This window comes from Mucilaginibacter sp. SG538B (assembly GCF_013376065.1).
GTDB lineage: Bacteria > Bacteroidota > Bacteroidia > Sphingobacteriales > Sphingobacteriaceae > Mucilaginibacter > Mucilaginibacter rubeus.
On record NZ_JABMJI010000004.1, the window covers coordinates 287,463 to 302,587 of the forward strand.

Here is a 15,125-nt window from a genome sequence, read left to right on the forward strand (position 1 = left end):
TTATGAAACAAATCCTGCTAACGGTACTTTGCTGTTGCTTTTCTACCTTCTTATTTGCTCAAACAAAAGCTCCCGTCGCTCCGGCAGTTCCTAATATTACTGTAAAAGGTATTATCATTGATTCGGCTAATAACAAACCTATGGGATATGTTACTGTTGCGCTCCTGGATGCCGCCACCAAAGCCCCGGTAAAAAGCACGCTGGCTAAAGACGATGGCAGTTTTGAACTAAAAGCACCCGAAGGTAAAACTTACCAGTTAGTTGCTGTTTTTATTGGTTACGCCACCAAAACTATCCCGGTAAAACTTACAAATAATACATTTAATGCAGGCCGGATCCTGCTTTCGGCATCGAGCAAACAATTGAAAGAAGTTACCGTTACCGCTGTAAGGCCGGTAATGAAACAAGAGGTAGACCGCCTGAGTTATGATGTGCAGGCCGACCCGGAAAGCAAGTCTATCACCGCGCTGGATATGATCCGGAAAGTACCTTTGTTATCTGTTGATGGCAACGACGCTATCAAACTACGGGGTAATGATAATTACAAGATCCTGATCAATGGAAAAGAATCGGCCATGATGGCCAAGAACCCATCGGATGTGCTGAAATCCATGCCCGCTGCCAATATTGAAAAGATAGAAGTAATCACCACGCCACCCGCAAAATATGATGCCGAAGGCCTTGCGGGGATCATCAATATCATCACCAAAAAAAATGCGGACCAGGGGTATAACGTAAGTATCAATACGGGCTATAATAGTGTTTATGGTGAACGGGGCAATGTTAACCTTACCTTGAAGCAAGGGAAGTTTGGTTTTAGCGGCTATGCTGGTTATAACTACAGGCCCTTGCGTACGTCATCGTTCGAGAACATGACCACTTTTTTTAAGCCACAGTCAACCGATCCGCAGTCAACACTTAGTCAAACAGGTACAAGGGGCAACACTGGCAAAAACCTGTATGGCAGCGGTGAGTTAAGTTATGAGGTAGATACCCTGAACCTGATTACCGGCATGTTTGATTTTTATCATGGCAAAAGCAATCAGCATAATTATCAGGTTACTACCCAACGCGATAGCGCCGATGCCGTTACGCAATTTTACCGTTTGTTTAACAATGGCACAGGCGAATTTAAAGGATCGGATGTGGGGCTGAATTACCAGTTAGGCTTTAAAAAAAACAAGGAGCAGCTGCTTACCGTATCCTACAAATACAATTATAATAACAATCTTCAAACCAGCGAAGCCACAAAAGGTAATGACTTTAGCGGCGAAGGTGTCCCTAAAGATTACAGGCAATACAATAACTCAGGTTCAAAGCAGCATGCTTTTCAGTTAGATTATATCCAACCTTCCAAAATTCTTACTGTTGAGGCCGGTGGTAAAGCAACGCTGCGCAATAACTATAGCCAGTTTAATACTGATGTAAAAAGTGACGTGGATAATGAGTACCACGCCGATACAGCGCAGGTGAATAATTTTACCTATAAACAAAATATTTACGGTGTGTACAACTCCTATTCGGTTAAGCTAACCAAATGGGCTTTTAAAGGCGGTATGCGGTTGGAACATACCACGGTTAACGCCGATTTCGCGGTAGGGAAACCAACCGTTAACCAAAACTATGATAATTTTGTGCCCTCGATATCGGTACAACGGAGCCTGAAAAGCAGCAGTCTCACACTTGGTTTTACCCAACGCATCCAACGCCCCGGTATTTACCAGCTTAACCCATATACCGACCAATCCAACCCGCAATACCGTAACGTTGGTAATCCTAACCTAAGGGCCGCGGTAACCAATAATTTTGAATTAGGCTACAGCAATTTTGCCAAAGGCTCCATCAACCTGAGCACCAATTACTCATTTGCCAATAACACGGTGCAAAATTTAGCCTCGGTTGATACAGCAGGAGTTACTACTACAACTTACGCTAACGTGGGCTCGAACAAAAACTGGGGTTTTGATTTGAATGTGAATTATCCAATCACCAAAAAACTGAACGTGAATATAAATGCCGAATTACTGTTTGTTTGGCTGAAGGGCTATTACAACGGCTCGCTTTTCAGCAACAGTGGTAACCAGGGACACATTTTTACTTATACCAGCTACAAATTTGATGGCGGCTACCGCGCCGGTTTAAACATTGGGTATGACAGCCGTTATGTATTGTTGCAGGGAAAGGATAATTATTTTTTCTTCAGCTCCATCAGCGGTACCAAAACCATGTTTAAGGAAAAGGCCACACTATCAGTAAATGTTAACAATCCTTTCAAAAAATTCAACAAGCTCGACTTTTATACCAAAGGTGATGGCTTTGAAACTTACACAGCCAATAACAACTTTTACCGCACCATTAACGTGAGCCTGAGCTACAAGTTCGGCAGGCTTAACAGTAACATAAAGAAAAATCAACGTGGTATTAATAATGATGATACCAGCAGCGGAAGCCGCAATTAACAACTTTAGTAACTAATCCGTTACCTGGCAGTGGCAAACGTTAAAAAGTGTTAAACGCATACTTTTTGGTGTCACGCCCGGGTATCTTAAACGTCTTATGACCAAAATCGCAATTATGAAACAATTTCTACTAACAGTGCTATGCTGTTTTGTCACGGGCATGGCTATGGCCCAGGCTGCCGCACCGGTTCCTGTTCAAAATATAACCGTTAAAGGTACCGTGATCGATTCGGCAACCAATAAGCCATTGGGTTATGGCACTGTTGCATTGCAGGATGCCGCTACCAAAACTCCGGTAAAAAGTACGCTTGCAAAAGATGATGGCAGCTTTGAGTTGAAAGCTCCCGAAGGTAAAACGTATCAGTTAGTAGTAGCTTCAGTAGGATATGCAACCAAAGTGCTCCCGGTAACAATAACTGGTAAAACGTTTGATGCGGGCCGGATCCTGGTAACTGTATCAAATAAACAACTAAATGAAGTAACCATTACCGCAGTAAAGCCGGTAATGAAACAAGAGGTTGACCGCCTCAGTTACGATGTAACTGCCGATCCGGAAAGTAAAGCGGTATCTGCATTGGACATGATGCGTAAAGTGCCGCTTTTAGCTGTGGACGGCGATGATAACATTAAATTAAAAGGCAGCGGTAAATACAAGATCCTGATCAACGGAAAAGAGTCGGCGCTGATGGCCAAAAACCCATCAGACGTGTTAAAAGCAATGCCGGCTACCAACATCGAAAAGATTGAGGTGATCACTACGCCGCCTGCAAAATATGATGCGGAGGGCTTGGCAGGTATAATTAACATCATCACTAAAAAGAACGCCGATCAGGGGTATAACGGCAGCGTCAACATGCGCTATAATAGTGTATGGGGCCCTGGCTATAACCTGAACATGACTGCCAAGCAAGGTAAGTTTGGAGTTTCGGGTTATGCGGGTTTTGGTAACCAGAAGCGTAATACTAATACATCAACCACCAAACAAACTTTTTTTGATCCTGAATCAAGCATCCTGCAAACAGGCAATAATTCATTTGGCGGTAAATATCGCTATGCTAATGCAGAGCTGAGCTATGAGGTTGATACGCTAAACCTGCTTACCGGTTCATTCGAGTTTTTCCATGGCGAATTTAATCAGGACGGCTCACAACGATCGGCCCAGACGAACGCGGCCGGTGATCTGACACAGGGTTATAGGCTGTCGAGCAACGGTTACAATCATGATCAGGGTCTCGACGCCTCTATCAACTACCAGTTAGGGTTTAAAGGGCATAAAGATGAATTGCTTACTTTATCCTACAAATACAGTTACGGGCCGAGCAAAAATTTTACAGATAACCAGTTTTCGGAAAGGGTTAATTATTACAATGCCCTTCAGCCCGATTTCAGGCAATATAATAATGCAGGTAATCGTGAGCATACTTTCCAGTTAGATTATGCTTATCCATTGAAGAAAATCAGTATTGAGGCCGGCGGTAAAGTGATCCTGCGGAACAATTTCAGCGACTACAGACGCGAAGACAAAGATTCAACCAGTTCGGTATATAACGTCAATGCAGGGCAAACCGGCGAGTTCGACTATCACCAGGACGTGTACAGTGCTTATAACTCGTATCAGTTAAAGATGAATAAATGGACAGGCAAGGCGGGTTTGCGTTTAGAGCATACGCAGGTAAATGCCGTGTTTACAGGCACGCCGCTTGATAAAAGCTATAATAACTTTATTCCATCGGTTTCTGTTCAGCGCTCTATGAAAAGCAGCAGCATCAGTTTGGGCTTTACCCAGCGCATTCAAAGGCCAGGCATTTACCAATTAAACCCATTTATCGATAAATCGAACCCCAAATTTATCAGCACAGGTAATCCCGATCTGAAGCCGGAGCTGAACAATACTTTTGAGTTGAACTATAGTAATTTCTCAAAAGGATCAATCAATGTTGGTTTGAGCTATGCATTCTCCAATAATGCTATCCAAAATGTGACCAGCCTGATTCAAAACAACATGGGCGATCATATCGACACGGTTACTTTTACCACCTATCAAAACCTGGGCAGTAACCGTTCGTTAGGGTTAAACCTTAATACCAATTATTCTATCACTAAGAAATTTACGGTTAACATCAACGGGCAAATTTCGCATGTATGGTTAAAAGGTACTTATAATGGTCAGTTTTACAAAAACGATGGTTACACCGGCAACGCTTTTGCCAATATTGGTTACAAGTTTGATGGTGGCTACCGTTTAGGGCTTGATGCCGGTTTCTTTAGCGGTGATGTTACCTTACAAGGTAAATCGAGCAATTTTATTTTTAACTCCTACGTACTATCTAAAGAGTTCCTGAACAAAAAGCTAACCATATCAGCGGTAGCCAACAACCCATACAGTAGATACCGTACATTCAGATCGACCACACATACAGTTGATTTTGACCAGGAATCATTATACCATAACCGCTACAGGAATTTTGCCGTGAGATTAAACTTTAAGTTTGGTAAATTGAATGGCGATATCAAAAAGAACCAGCGTGGCATTAATAACGATGATACCAAAGGCGGAGGAAAAAGCAATGGCGGCGGCAATGGTTAATTGCTGATAGATATTTGTTAGGAGAGGCGCGTAATGGCGCCTCTTTTTGTTTCGTATCGTCTCATTGTAAAAGAACAGGTGAGTTGCCATAGCATCTGCCTATGATACCTCTAAATCCGTAAATTTACCCCATGAAAGTTTACGGAATTACCAATTGCAATACAGTAAAAAAAGCCCTCGACTGGCTTAAAGAAAATAAAGTAGCTTACGATTTCCAGGATTTCAAAAAGCTGGGTGTAAGTACCGAAAAGCTGCAGGAATGGGACAGCAAAGCGGGCTATGAGAAATTTTTGAATAAACAGGGCCTCACCTGGAAACAGCTTGACCCGGCAGTTAAAGAAAGCATCAAAACCAATATCGATGCGCTGCAACTGTTACAGCAAAAAACCAGCATGATCAAACGCCCGGTTATTGAAGATAACGGCTTCATTTTCTTCGGCTTTGATGAAAAGGTTTATGCCGATCATTTTTTGGGGAAGTAAGGGAATTCGACGACTTACGAGGCTTAGGGCTTCGTAAGTTTTAGTTAGCTTTCGAATTCATCGGGGTTTCGTTTGGTATGAAAAATTGAGATAATAAAAGCAGTATCAAGGTCTTTATCATACCAATAAACTATTACGTATGGGAATTTCTGTAGCGGGGCGAAGTGAAGATCTATATCATATCTTTTTGAATACAGTTCGGGATGGAGTTTTATAATACCTAAAACCCCTTTGAGCTCTTTCCTAAGATATTTTGATAGGCCTTTTGTTGTTCCTCATACCAGTTACAGGCATCAATAAGTTCAAGCTCGGCCCTCTTTAAAAGCTTAATTGTAGCCACGGTTCAGGTCTTCCTCTATATCATCCCAATTTCGGGCCGTGGTTTTTCCTTCCAGAAAATCTTTTTTTGATTTTAGTAAGCCTTCGATATCTTTTTTTGAAAAAGAGAACTCATTTTCTATATCGATAGTATATGTTAAACCAAAACGATTTAATATCTCCTGTAATACAGGTAAATCGCTTTCATTAGTTATGTTCACAGTTAGCGTGGTCATATTCAAATTTACAAAAGAAATTTGGTTTATGAATATAAGCCTTTAAAGTTCCACCGTTGTTGGTATGACAACTCCCAACAATGGTGGAAATAAATATGTTATCGCGAGGAACGAAGCAATCGCACGGAGGTAGGCCGCCCTGTATAACATGCGATTGCCGCGCTACGCTCGCAATGACATGATATTTTCGAAATGCTTATTTCAATATTTATCCCAATCCACCTGATATATAGCTACTAAGCATGAATTTAATTATTTAATAAATCCGTAACAATCGTTTTACCGATCTTTTGCTTCTGCCTAATTTGTAGTATACTTGTTCCTTTACGCAATTTATTTGACTGAACATGAAACTAAAACTGATGGCAGGTTGCAGCCTTGCCTTTATGTTGGCCGCAGGGATGAGTTATGCCCAGCAGCCAGCGCCTACCACCACACTCCCCGCTGGTTCTGTTTACGATTATCACGAAACTTTCGGTCCCGGGTTTTACACTAAGAATGGTACTGAGTTCCGCGCGGCAAGCGGTGAGCCGGGATATAAATACTGGCAAAACCGTGCCGACTATCAGTTGGCTGCCAAGCTGAACGATCAAACCAACGAAATTACCGGCTCGGAAGTTTTAACGTATACCAATAACAGTCCGCAAACATTGGGCTTTATGTGGATGCAGCTTGATCAGAACCTGTTTAAGCTCGATTCAAGAGGCACAGCTATCGTTCCGCCTGCGGGTAGCCGTAACTGGGGCCGCGGTGAAGCATTTGATGCTGGTTATAAAATTAAATCGGTAAAAGTTGCCGGTACGAAAGGCGAATATGTCGACGTTAAATTCCTGATCACCGACACCAGGATGCAGGTTTTCCTTCCAAAGGAAATTGCCGCGAACGGCGGACAGGCTAAACTGAAAATTGAATACTCATTTGTGTCGCCAAATTATGGATCAGACCGTATGGGCTATCTGCAAACCAAAAATGGTAAAGTTTATACTATTGCACAGTGGTACCCGCGCGTATGTGTGTATGACGACGTAATGGGCTGGAACACCCTGCCGTATAGCGGCCCGGGTGAGTTTTACCTGGAATATGGTGATTTTGACCTGAGCATCACTGCTCCTGCAAACCATATCGTAGTAGCATCCGGCGAATTATTAAACCCGCAGGATGTATATACCCCTGAGCAATTGAAACGCTGGGCAGCCGCCGAAAAAAGCGAAAGCACAGTGATCATCCGTTCGGCTGCTGAGGTTACCGATCCAAAATCGCGCCCTGCCGGTAAAACCCAGTTAACCTGGCACTTTAAAATCAAGAATGCCCGCGATGCTTCATGGGCTTCATCTGCAGCCTTTATTATCGATGCAGCTAAAATGGACCTGCCAAGCGGTAAAAAATCAACTGCAATATCAGCTTACCCTGTTGAAAGCGATGGCAACGATGCATGGGGCCGTTCAACCGAGTATGTTAAAAAATCTATCGAGTATAACTCATCAAAATGGTTTGAGTACCCTTACCCTGCCGCTACTGCTGTTGCCGGGATAGTAGGTGGTATGGAATACCCCGGTATTGTTTTCTGCGGAGCTAAAGCGAAAAAAGCAAGCCTTTGGGGAGTTAACGATCACGAGTTTGGTCACACCTGGTTCCCGATGATCGTAGGCTCAAACGAGCGCATGTACGGCTGGATGGACGAGGGCTTTAATACGTTCATCAATACACTTTCTACCGCTAACTTTAATAACGGCGAATACAAAAATACCCGCGTGCCGGATATGCACACTATCGGCGCTTTCTTTACCAGGCCCGACCTTGAGCCTGTTATGAGCCAGCCGGCCAACCTGAAAGAAAGAAATACAGGTACCCTGCTTTACTCAAAACCAAGTGCCGGTTTAGTATTGCTACGCGAGCAGATCTTAGGCCCTGAACGTTTTGATTTCGCATTTAAAACCTACATCAACCGCTGGGCATTTAAACACCCAACTCCCGACGACTTTTTCCGCACGATGGAAAATGCAAGCGGCGAAAACCTGCAATGGTTTTGGAGAGGCTGGTTCCTGAACGACTGGCGTTTGGATGTTGCTGTAAGCGATGTGAAATATGTCGACAACGATCCAACTAAAGGCTCGCTGATCACTTTAGATAACCTGGGTAAAATGGCAATGCCGGTTATCCTGGAAGTTAAAACCAAAGGTGGTAAAGTTGACCGCGTAAAACTGCCGGTTGAAATTTGGGAGCGTTATGCATCATGGACATTTAAATATCCATCAACCGAAGAAATTGAATCGGTTACTTACGATCCTGATAAAGTATTACCGGATTACAATCCCGAAAATAACGTTTGGAAAAAATAATCTTATAAATCTCTCCTGAAGGGGAGATCGGTGAACGGCGACAAGATATCTTGTTGCCGTTTTTGCATTAAGCGTCCCTTGCCTGGTCTCCAATAGCGATAAGTGCCCCTGCTTACAATGCTAAACACCATACCCGGGAACGACCAGTTTTAAACTTGTTTTTTAGTCTATAGCCTATGCAGTTTTTTGTAAATTGCATATTAATAAACTGAAACCCATGGGACAGATTGTAATTGTTGCTTATAAACCTAAACCGGGCAAACAGGAAGCACTAAAACAGTTAATGAAAACGCATCTGCCACGCCTTAAGCAAGAGAGGTTGGTAACCGATCGTGAATCCATCATTATGGAAGCTGCTGACGGCACTATCATAGAAGTTTTTGAATGGCTGAGTGCTGAAGCTATTGTAAGTGCTCATCATAATAAAGCAGTGCAGCAAATGTGGGGCGAATATGCAGAAGTTTGTGATTATGTGCCGTTGAATACTTTGAAGGAGGCAGGTGATATGTTTGCAGGCTTCAAGCCGGTTAATTAAAAGTATGGATGAGCTTATTTCTATCCCATCTGCAACCGTTCACTCTTCAGCTTTTTCTGTACATCCTGCTTATAGTTGCGACCGATAGGCAGCTCATGCCCGGCAACATCCATGCTATAGGCATAGAAAGAATCTATTTTGTTTAATGCCACTATAAATGACCGGTGGATGCGTACGAACCTGTTCTCAGGAAGCATTTCTTCGAGCAAGCTGATCTTTTGCCTGGTAATGTGGACGTGGTTATTTACGGCCACTACTTTAACATAATCGCGCAGGCTTTCTATCCATAAAATATCATTGATATTAACCTTAATTGTTTTGCGGTCTACTTTAAGATAAATGAACGTATGGGTATCACTTACAGGCTCTTCATGGGTAATCAGGAGTTTGCCCTTATGCTCGTTTAGCTGATAAATCTTGTCGACCGCCCGCAGGAAACGCTCAAAAGAGATAGGCTTTAAAAGGTAATCAACCGCGTTGAGCTCAAAACCATCAAGGGCGTATTCGCTGTAGGCGGTGGTGAAAATTACTTTAGGCGGGTTCTTGAGGCTTTTCAGCAGGTCGGTACCTTTTATTCCCGGCATCTGAATATCCAGGAACATCAAATCGATAGGTTTTTGTTGCAAGAGGCGAAAGGCTTCAATACCGTCATTACAGGTGGCGGTAACCTCCATCTCGCTGAAGCGCGCAAGATAGTTTTTCAATACCTCAATGGCATGTGGCTCATCGTCGACTATAAGTGTGCGGATTTTCATGCGGTTACCATTTGTTGTACAGCAGCGTGTTTTATGATTTTCAGGTCGAGGTCAAGCGCCACAAAAAAGGTATCTTCTTCGTTCACGATCTTCAGGCGTGAGGTATGAGGGTACAGCAGGTTGAGCCTTTTGGTTACGTTCTTTAGTCCGATATGCCCCGGTGTACAGCCTTCTTCAACAAGATGTTCGGGTTTGCTGTTGGCTACTTTTAACTTGAAGTGGTTTAGTGTAACACTTATATCAATATTGATCCAGGTAGCGCCTACCTGCTCGCTGGTGCCGTGTTTAAAAGCATTTTCGATAAAAGGTAAAATGAGCAGCGGGGCTATAGTTTTATCTTTCAAATTACCGGTAATGGTAAAGTTAATGTCGATGCGTTCTTCATAGCGTAGTTTTTCGAGCTTTACATATTGCTGCATCATAAATACTTCCTTCTCCAAAAGTACTTCGTTATCTGAGCATTCATAGAGCATATAGCGCAGCAGATCCGACAGGCCAATTATGGCCTGCGGCGATTTGGGCGAATTATTAAGACTTAACGAATAAAGGTTATTAAGTGTATTAAATAAAAAATGCGGATGTACCTGGGCTTTCAACGCGTTGAGTTCGGCTTCTAATGCCGCCTGCTTGCGCTCATACCACATTTTAAAAAGTTTAATAGCAAGTACAAACCCGGTAAACAGGTTAGTCCCTTTAAATGAATTTACCAGGCTTTGCCCATCTGTTAACTGCTCAAAAAACGGGCGTTGGGTTGAGGCGATATAACCGGCATCTGTTACGTGCATCACCCTGATCAGGTAGGGCGCAACAAAAAGGATTCCGATGGTACGGCTGATAAACATACATGCAAAAACAAGCGGTATCAGCATCATGAAAAACATCACATATCGTTTTTCAAAAACATATTTGGGCACCAACCAGTAAGCAATGGCATAGTAATACGCTATTTGTATGGGCATGTACAAAAGGTTATTGCGTAAGGATACCCAAAAATTGGTCTGGAACGAATAAAGCGTCGTGATGAAAAACGATACAATTACCCAAAATATCACGTGCTGCCAAAAGCGCGGCAGCTTTATATTATTGAGCAGGAGATCGAAGCCGGTATTCATATAGCTAATTTACTGTAAAACAGTTTAATTGGACGGCTTTTAGGATAAAAGTGCGACAAACTGCAATCATTTGATGACGAACTACCTGGAGTAAGGCTGCTTCGGTACGTTTTTCAGGTTGGATGTTTATTTGTCGTATTAAAATGCGGTTAATCGTAACTGGCGGGTTGTGTGCCTATGCTATTTTCAAGCCATTTTACGAGCCCTTAATTTTAGTTTATATTAAAAATAACACCATGAAAAAGTTGATTATCACAGTTTGTATACTGGCATTTGCAGCAGCTGCGGTGCAGGCTCAAAATAAAATAACAAACGTACGCGGTTTTTGGGTAGTTGAACACAATATTAATTTGCCCCGCGTGCAAACCATTAAGTTTTATAACGATAACAATAAGCTGATATACGAGGAAACAGTTTACAGCAAACTCAACATTAAAAAGAAAAAGACCCGCCTGGCGCTTGACCAGGTCCTTGACAGGTTGAACGAGCGCACCGCCTATGTTGAAAGTAAAAACCTGGTAATGCTGAGCCTTGATTTAAGGCATTAAGATCTTTTTTAAATATACGTTTAAAAACCGGTGGTCAACGCGAGGTATGGCGCCGGTTTATTTTTAAGAAAATTCTTTTCCTTCCCGTCAGCAGGTAAGCTTCGGGCGAAAGCGGGCAGAACAATGGTGGCCTGTGCTGCTGTTGGGGCATAGCAAGTTTTTGCAGAAGCGGGGACAACGAGCGAGCGAAGCAGGGCAAAATAATTGCAGCCCGTGGTTATGCCCGGTTTGCAGGGCAAAGGCCTTGAGCGCAAAGAAGCCTATCTGCTGACTTGATTTTTGGTTCTTTTTATCAAGAAAAAGAACAAAGCCAACCCGCGGCGAATGAGCGGGCCGATATCAGTTAACTACAACTAAATATCTTGCTTGCCTTGTAAGCCTAATCGTGGGATTAATACTCCAAATACTTCTCAACCCGTACTGCTACCAAATCTCCCTCGGCATACTTTCCGGTTTCCTCGCTCAAGACCCGTAGGGTTATATCTTCGTGCTGAAGGATCAGATCCTCATAAAAGCCTTTAAATAACACCTGCTTAACAACCCAGCTTTTGGTTGCCGCTATCAATTTAATTTTGATTTGCTCAGGATAAACAACCGCATATTCTTTGGTTATGTCAATGCCGCAAAAACGGGCCTCATGAGCGGTTAGTACATTGCAATTGGTGAGCAACTGGGCGGTGTAAAGAAATTTAGGGTGTTTGTACAGTGCCTTGGGATTGCCATGCTCAACAATTTCTCCTTTGTTTATAACAATGAGCTCATCTGCCATCGATAGTACTTCGGCCGGGTCATGGGATACCATGATCACCGTTAATCCGGTTTCTTTAACTATCTGCCTGATATCATGCTGCAGGCCTTCCCTGAACGAAGTATCAACCTGGTTAAAAGGTTCATCGAGCAATAATACCTGGGGATGGGTAACGATGGCGCGGGCGATGGCTACGCGTTGCTTTTCGCCACCGCTCAGGTCGGCCACCCGCTTATCAGCCATGTTGAACATATTGAGCTGTTTGAGCACGCTTTCGGTTTTCTCCTGTTTGGCTTTGAGATCTGTTGCCGGCAGCATAGCCGCCACGTTATCCCAAACTTTGGCAAACAGGTTAAGATCATCGGTATGCTGGGTTACCATTTTCATGGCATCATGACCGGGGATCAGCTTTTCTTCAGGGCCCCAAATGCGTTCACCTTTAAAGTAAACGGTGCCTTCATCGGGTGAGAGCAATCCATATAACAAGCGTAGTAAAGTGCTTTTACCGCTGCCACTTTCGCCAATAATGGCGGTGATTTTGCCCGGCTCAATAATGAGCCCGGTTTTTTTTACACCGGCCTGCTGCTTTCCCGGGTATATTTTACTTATGGCAACTGCCTGCAAAAAAGGAATCTCTGACATCAGGGGCAAAGATAAACGTTTGAGCCATGATTTTGAACCATGATTTGCCTGATTTAAAGATTATAGGATAGAGCAAGTCATCTATCTATCATGGTAATCCCAGAATCCTAAAAATCATGGTTCAGAATCATGGTTCTGTTTAGAAGCCAAAAGTCAATCCGAATGAGAAGTTCCTTAACCCTTTTTGATCCGGGCTGTTTTCAAACATGTCGTTAAAGTAATACTTGGCGTATAAGCCCATAATGCCGTAACCCATGCGTACGAATACGCCTTTGCGCAGTTTGGCAAAATGATAGTCGTCGTTAAATTTTTGCTTGCCATTTTCCTCACTGATTTGTTTTACGCGGCCGTTAAGCAAGATGCCAATCTCCGGACCGGCAACTAACCTGAAATAATTCCCCCGGTCATCTTCATGGCTGCGGTAATAGAACGATAGCGGTATGCGAAGGTAGGTTGATGAAAAACGGTTTTTACTGAAGTGGATACTGTCCTGAACGTAGGTGAGCACCGGCGCGTTACGCTGTATGGTGATATCATTACGTAAGCGGATATGGGTCCAGTCGAAACCGCCGGATACATAGATTTTGAAAGCACTGTTAAACCGGTAACCAAATTGCAGTACATCAAAACCAAAGTTGCTTGTTTTCCACTGGCGGTAGCTTAAAAATTTGTTTTTATCAGATAGGGTAAAGCTGCCATTGTCAATCAGCGTAGCAAAACCGAGGTCGATCCTTGAAAAGGTTACCCCAAAGGAAAATCCAGGTGCCTTGTGGGCATGGTAGGTAGTATCTGGCTCATCATTATTAATGTTAACCTGGGTTACGTCATCGCCAAAGCCAAGTTTTACTTTAACATGCTTTTTATGTGCAGTGGTATCTGACGTGTTTTGTGCAGAATCGGCAGGTGTGCTTTGAGCAAAACCAAAGCTTGCGGCAAGGCATATTGTGATGGTAAAAATAAGGCGTTTCATATGTTGTGGTATGTCTATCGTTCGCTAAGATATTATTTGTCTTTCTCTTTTTTTACTTTAATAAAGCCCAGGTTCAGGCCTGTAATGGTGGCATCGTCTTCATCGGTATTACTGAATTCAATTACTTTGTCTTTACGTTTATCAACAGCGGCTATCACCACGTTAAAAACATCGCCAAGGCTGCGGATGCGGTGCCTTTTTACAGATTTTGCTGTAGCAGGAACGGCATGCGGCGGTATCTGGGCTATCAATACCGGCTGTGTGTTGTCGCCGGCAATGATGGTTGATTTCGGGCTGATCCTGGCTGCTGTATCCGGGGCTGCGGCTTTAACAACAGGATAATCTGCGGCAGGGGCATTTGCTAATAATGGTTCATCTGTATGGGCATCTACAGGCGGTTGGGCAGTAACTATTGGCTGTTGTATGGATTGCGTCAAGTTAGTTTTTGTTTTGGTTTTATTAACGTGGGCCAAATTGTTAACAGGTGCTATAACCGGGTTAGCAGTAATTTTGTTTTGGGCAGGGGGCGGAGGTACCACAGGCTCAACTGTAACTGCAACGGGTTGTTTTACCGGTTGGTGGGTTTTAACTATTTCTGTTGGATGGTCATGATGTTTAGCCACTTGTTTAGGGATAAACAGGATACCTGCGGTGATCAGTAATATAACACCTGCTGCTGCGCTTAGCAAAGGCAATAATATTCCTTTACGCCTGCCGGCGTTTAATTCGGCGTTGATGCCCTGCCATACATGGGCCGACGGTTGTATCTCCAGGTCATCAAGCTTTTGTTGAAACAGCCTGTCCAGTTCCTTATCCTGCATATCCATAACTTTTGCCCTCCATTTTAGCAATTTGTTCTTTCAATATTGTACGAGCCCTTGACAGCTGTGATTTAGAGGCACCCTCGGTAATGCCTACAATCTCCGCTATCTCTTTGTGCGAATAGCCTTCCAGCGCATAAAGGTTAAATACTATCCGGTATCCTGGTGCAAGCTGCTGTATCATGCCCATCAGCACTTTTGCATCCAGGTTGGCCGCTGCTATTGGATTAACCGATGGCTCATGCCCTGCCTCATCAATATCAATTACCTGCATCATTTTATGATGTTTGCGATAGTATTCAATTGAACTGTGAACCATGATGCGCCTAATCCAGCCCTCAAATGAGCCATCGCCCCGGTAATCATCCATTTTGTGGAAAACCCTTATAAAGCCATTCTGCAACATGTCTTCGGCCTCCATGCGGTCGGTGGCATAGCGCATACACACCCCCAACATTTTTGAGGCAAACTGCTTATAAAGCAGTTCCTGCGCCTTGCGCTCACCGGCCCGGCAGCGGTCTATCAGTTGGTGAATGGTATATTTAGGTTCCAAAAACATCATTTATAAGTAAG

13 protein-coding genes are annotated in these 15,125 nt (G+C 43.4%); 6 read left to right on the plus strand and 7 right to left on the minus strand.

What is annotated here, in order from left to right:
- Positions 1-2 precede the first annotated feature (2 nt).
- The 3 genes from FHW88_RS22220 (at position 3) to FHW88_RS22230 (ending at position 5,528) form a co-directional block, all read left to right on the plus strand.
- A complete protein-coding gene (locus FHW88_RS22220; protein ID WP_176627942.1) occupies positions 3-2,459 on the plus strand; it encodes a TonB-dependent receptor domain-containing protein in 2,457 nt (818 codons plus the stop codon).
- A 115-nt stretch (positions 2,460-2,574) separates the two neighbouring features.
- Positions 2,575-5,046 (plus strand): TonB-dependent receptor domain-containing protein, encoded by a 2,472-nt coding sequence (locus FHW88_RS22225; protein WP_176627943.1) that lies wholly within the window; start codon positions 2,575-2,577, stop codon positions 5,044-5,046.
- A gap of 131 nt (positions 5,047-5,177) precedes the next feature.
- Complete coding sequence (locus tag FHW88_RS22230) at positions 5,178-5,528, plus strand: Spx/MgsR family RNA polymerase-binding regulatory protein (protein WP_176627944.1); 351 nt, start codon at positions 5,178-5,180, stop codon at positions 5,526-5,528.
- A gap of 326 nt (positions 5,529-5,854) precedes the next feature.
- On the opposite strand, the gene FHW88_RS22235 is transcribed toward FHW88_RS22230, so the two are convergent.
- A complete protein-coding gene (locus FHW88_RS22235) occupies positions 5,855-6,082 on the minus strand; it encodes a hypothetical protein (protein WP_176627945.1) in 228 nt (75 codons plus the stop codon).
- A gap of 347 nt (positions 6,083-6,429) precedes the next feature.
- Here FHW88_RS22235 and FHW88_RS22240 point away from each other — a divergent pair, with 347 nt between their 5' ends.
- Together FHW88_RS22240 and FHW88_RS22245 are read left to right on the plus strand one after the other, a co-directional pair.
- The gene (locus FHW88_RS22240) at positions 6,430-8,421 is read left to right on the plus strand and encodes a M1 family metallopeptidase (protein ID WP_176627946.1); all 1,992 of its coding nucleotides are present in this window, start codon (positions 6,430-6,432) and stop codon (positions 8,419-8,421) included.
- Between the two features lie 217 nt (positions 8,422-8,638).
- Complete coding sequence (locus FHW88_RS22245; RefSeq protein ID WP_176627947.1) at positions 8,639-8,956, plus strand: hypothetical protein; 318 nt, start codon at positions 8,639-8,641, stop codon at positions 8,954-8,956.
- Between the two features lie 20 nt (positions 8,957-8,976).
- On the opposite strand, the gene FHW88_RS22250 is transcribed toward FHW88_RS22245, so the two are convergent.
- On the minus strand, positions 8,977-9,711 hold the full coding sequence (locus tag FHW88_RS22250; RefSeq protein ID WP_090529123.1) for a LytR/AlgR family response regulator transcription factor: 735 nt from the start codon (positions 9,709-9,711) through the stop codon (positions 8,977-8,979).
- Entirely contained in the window at positions 9,708-10,823 is a 1,116-nt protein-coding gene (locus FHW88_RS22255) for a sensor histidine kinase (protein ID WP_176627948.1), read from the minus strand. Before FHW88_RS22255 ends, FHW88_RS22250 begins: the two co-directional genes overlap by 4 nt.
- Before the next feature lie 236 nt (positions 10,824-11,059).
- Here FHW88_RS22255 and FHW88_RS22260 point away from each other — a divergent pair, with 236 nt between their 5' ends.
- The gene (locus FHW88_RS22260; protein ID WP_139159988.1) at positions 11,060-11,371 is read left to right on the plus strand and encodes a hypothetical protein; all 312 of its coding nucleotides are present in this window, start codon (positions 11,060-11,062) and stop codon (positions 11,369-11,371) included.
- 391 nt (positions 11,372-11,762) lie between these two features.
- Here FHW88_RS22260 and FHW88_RS22265 read toward each other — a convergent pair whose 3' ends face one another.
- The 4 genes from FHW88_RS22265 to FHW88_RS22280 all read right to left on the minus strand — a co-directional run bounded on the left by FHW88_RS22265 (position 11,763) and on the right by FHW88_RS22280 (position 15,111).
- Positions 11,763-12,761 (minus strand): ABC transporter ATP-binding protein, encoded by a 999-nt coding sequence (locus FHW88_RS22265; RefSeq protein ID WP_176627949.1) that lies wholly within the window; start codon positions 12,759-12,761, stop codon positions 11,763-11,765.
- A gap of 139 nt (positions 12,762-12,900) precedes the next feature.
- The gene (locus FHW88_RS22270) at positions 12,901-13,731 is read right to left on the minus strand and encodes an outer membrane beta-barrel protein (RefSeq protein ID WP_176627950.1); all 831 of its coding nucleotides are present in this window, start codon (positions 13,729-13,731) and stop codon (positions 12,901-12,903) included.
- Between the two features lie 32 nt (positions 13,732-13,763).
- Complete coding sequence (locus tag FHW88_RS22275; RefSeq protein ID WP_176627951.1) at positions 13,764-14,552, minus strand: hypothetical protein; 789 nt, start codon at positions 14,550-14,552, stop codon at positions 13,764-13,766.
- On the minus strand, positions 14,542-15,111 hold the full coding sequence (locus FHW88_RS22280; protein ID WP_176628094.1) for an RNA polymerase sigma factor: 570 nt from the start codon (positions 15,109-15,111) through the stop codon (positions 14,542-14,544). The genes FHW88_RS22275 and FHW88_RS22280 overlap by 11 nt, the downstream gene beginning before the upstream one ends.
- Between the last annotated feature and the right edge of the window lie 14 nt (positions 15,112-15,125).

Bases quoted from the DNA above. Each gene is read 5' to 3' on its own strand.
- FHW88_RS22220 (WP_176627942.1), top strand. From the start codon at position 3: ATGAAACAAATCCTGCTAACGGTACTTTGCTGTTGCTTTTCTACCTTC.
- FHW88_RS22225 (WP_176627943.1), top strand. From the start codon at position 2,575: ATGAAACAATTTCTACTAACAGTGCTATGCTGTTTTGTCACGGGCATG.
- FHW88_RS22230 (WP_176627944.1), top strand. From the start codon at position 5,178: ATGAAAGTTTACGGAATTACCAATTGCAATACAGTAAAAAAAGCCCTC.
- FHW88_RS22235 (WP_176627945.1), bottom strand. From the start codon at position 6,082: ATGACCACGCTAACTGTGAACATAACTAATGAAAGCGATTTACCTGTA.
- FHW88_RS22240 (WP_176627946.1), top strand. From the start codon at position 6,430: ATGAAACTAAAACTGATGGCAGGTTGCAGCCTTGCCTTTATGTTGGCC.
- FHW88_RS22245 (WP_176627947.1), top strand. From the start codon at position 8,639: ATGGGACAGATTGTAATTGTTGCTTATAAACCTAAACCGGGCAAACAG.
- FHW88_RS22250 (WP_090529123.1), bottom strand. From the start codon at position 9,711: ATGAAAATCCGCACACTTATAGTCGACGATGAGCCACATGCCATTGAG.
- FHW88_RS22255 (WP_176627948.1), bottom strand. From the start codon at position 10,823: ATGAATACCGGCTTCGATCTCCTGCTCAATAATATAAAGCTGCCGCGC.
- FHW88_RS22260 (WP_139159988.1), top strand. From the start codon at position 11,060: ATGAAAAAGTTGATTATCACAGTTTGTATACTGGCATTTGCAGCAGCT.
- FHW88_RS22265 (WP_176627949.1), bottom strand. From the start codon at position 12,761: ATGTCAGAGATTCCTTTTTTGCAGGCAGTTGCCATAAGTAAAATATAC.
- FHW88_RS22270 (WP_176627950.1), bottom strand. From the start codon at position 13,731: ATGAAACGCCTTATTTTTACCATCACAATATGCCTTGCCGCAAGCTTT.
- FHW88_RS22275 (WP_176627951.1), bottom strand. From the start codon at position 14,552: ATGCAGGATAAGGAACTGGACAGGCTGTTTCAACAAAAGCTTGATGAC.
- FHW88_RS22280 (WP_176628094.1), bottom strand. From the start codon at position 15,111: ATGTTTTTGGAACCTAAATATACCATTCACCAACTGATAGACCGCTGC.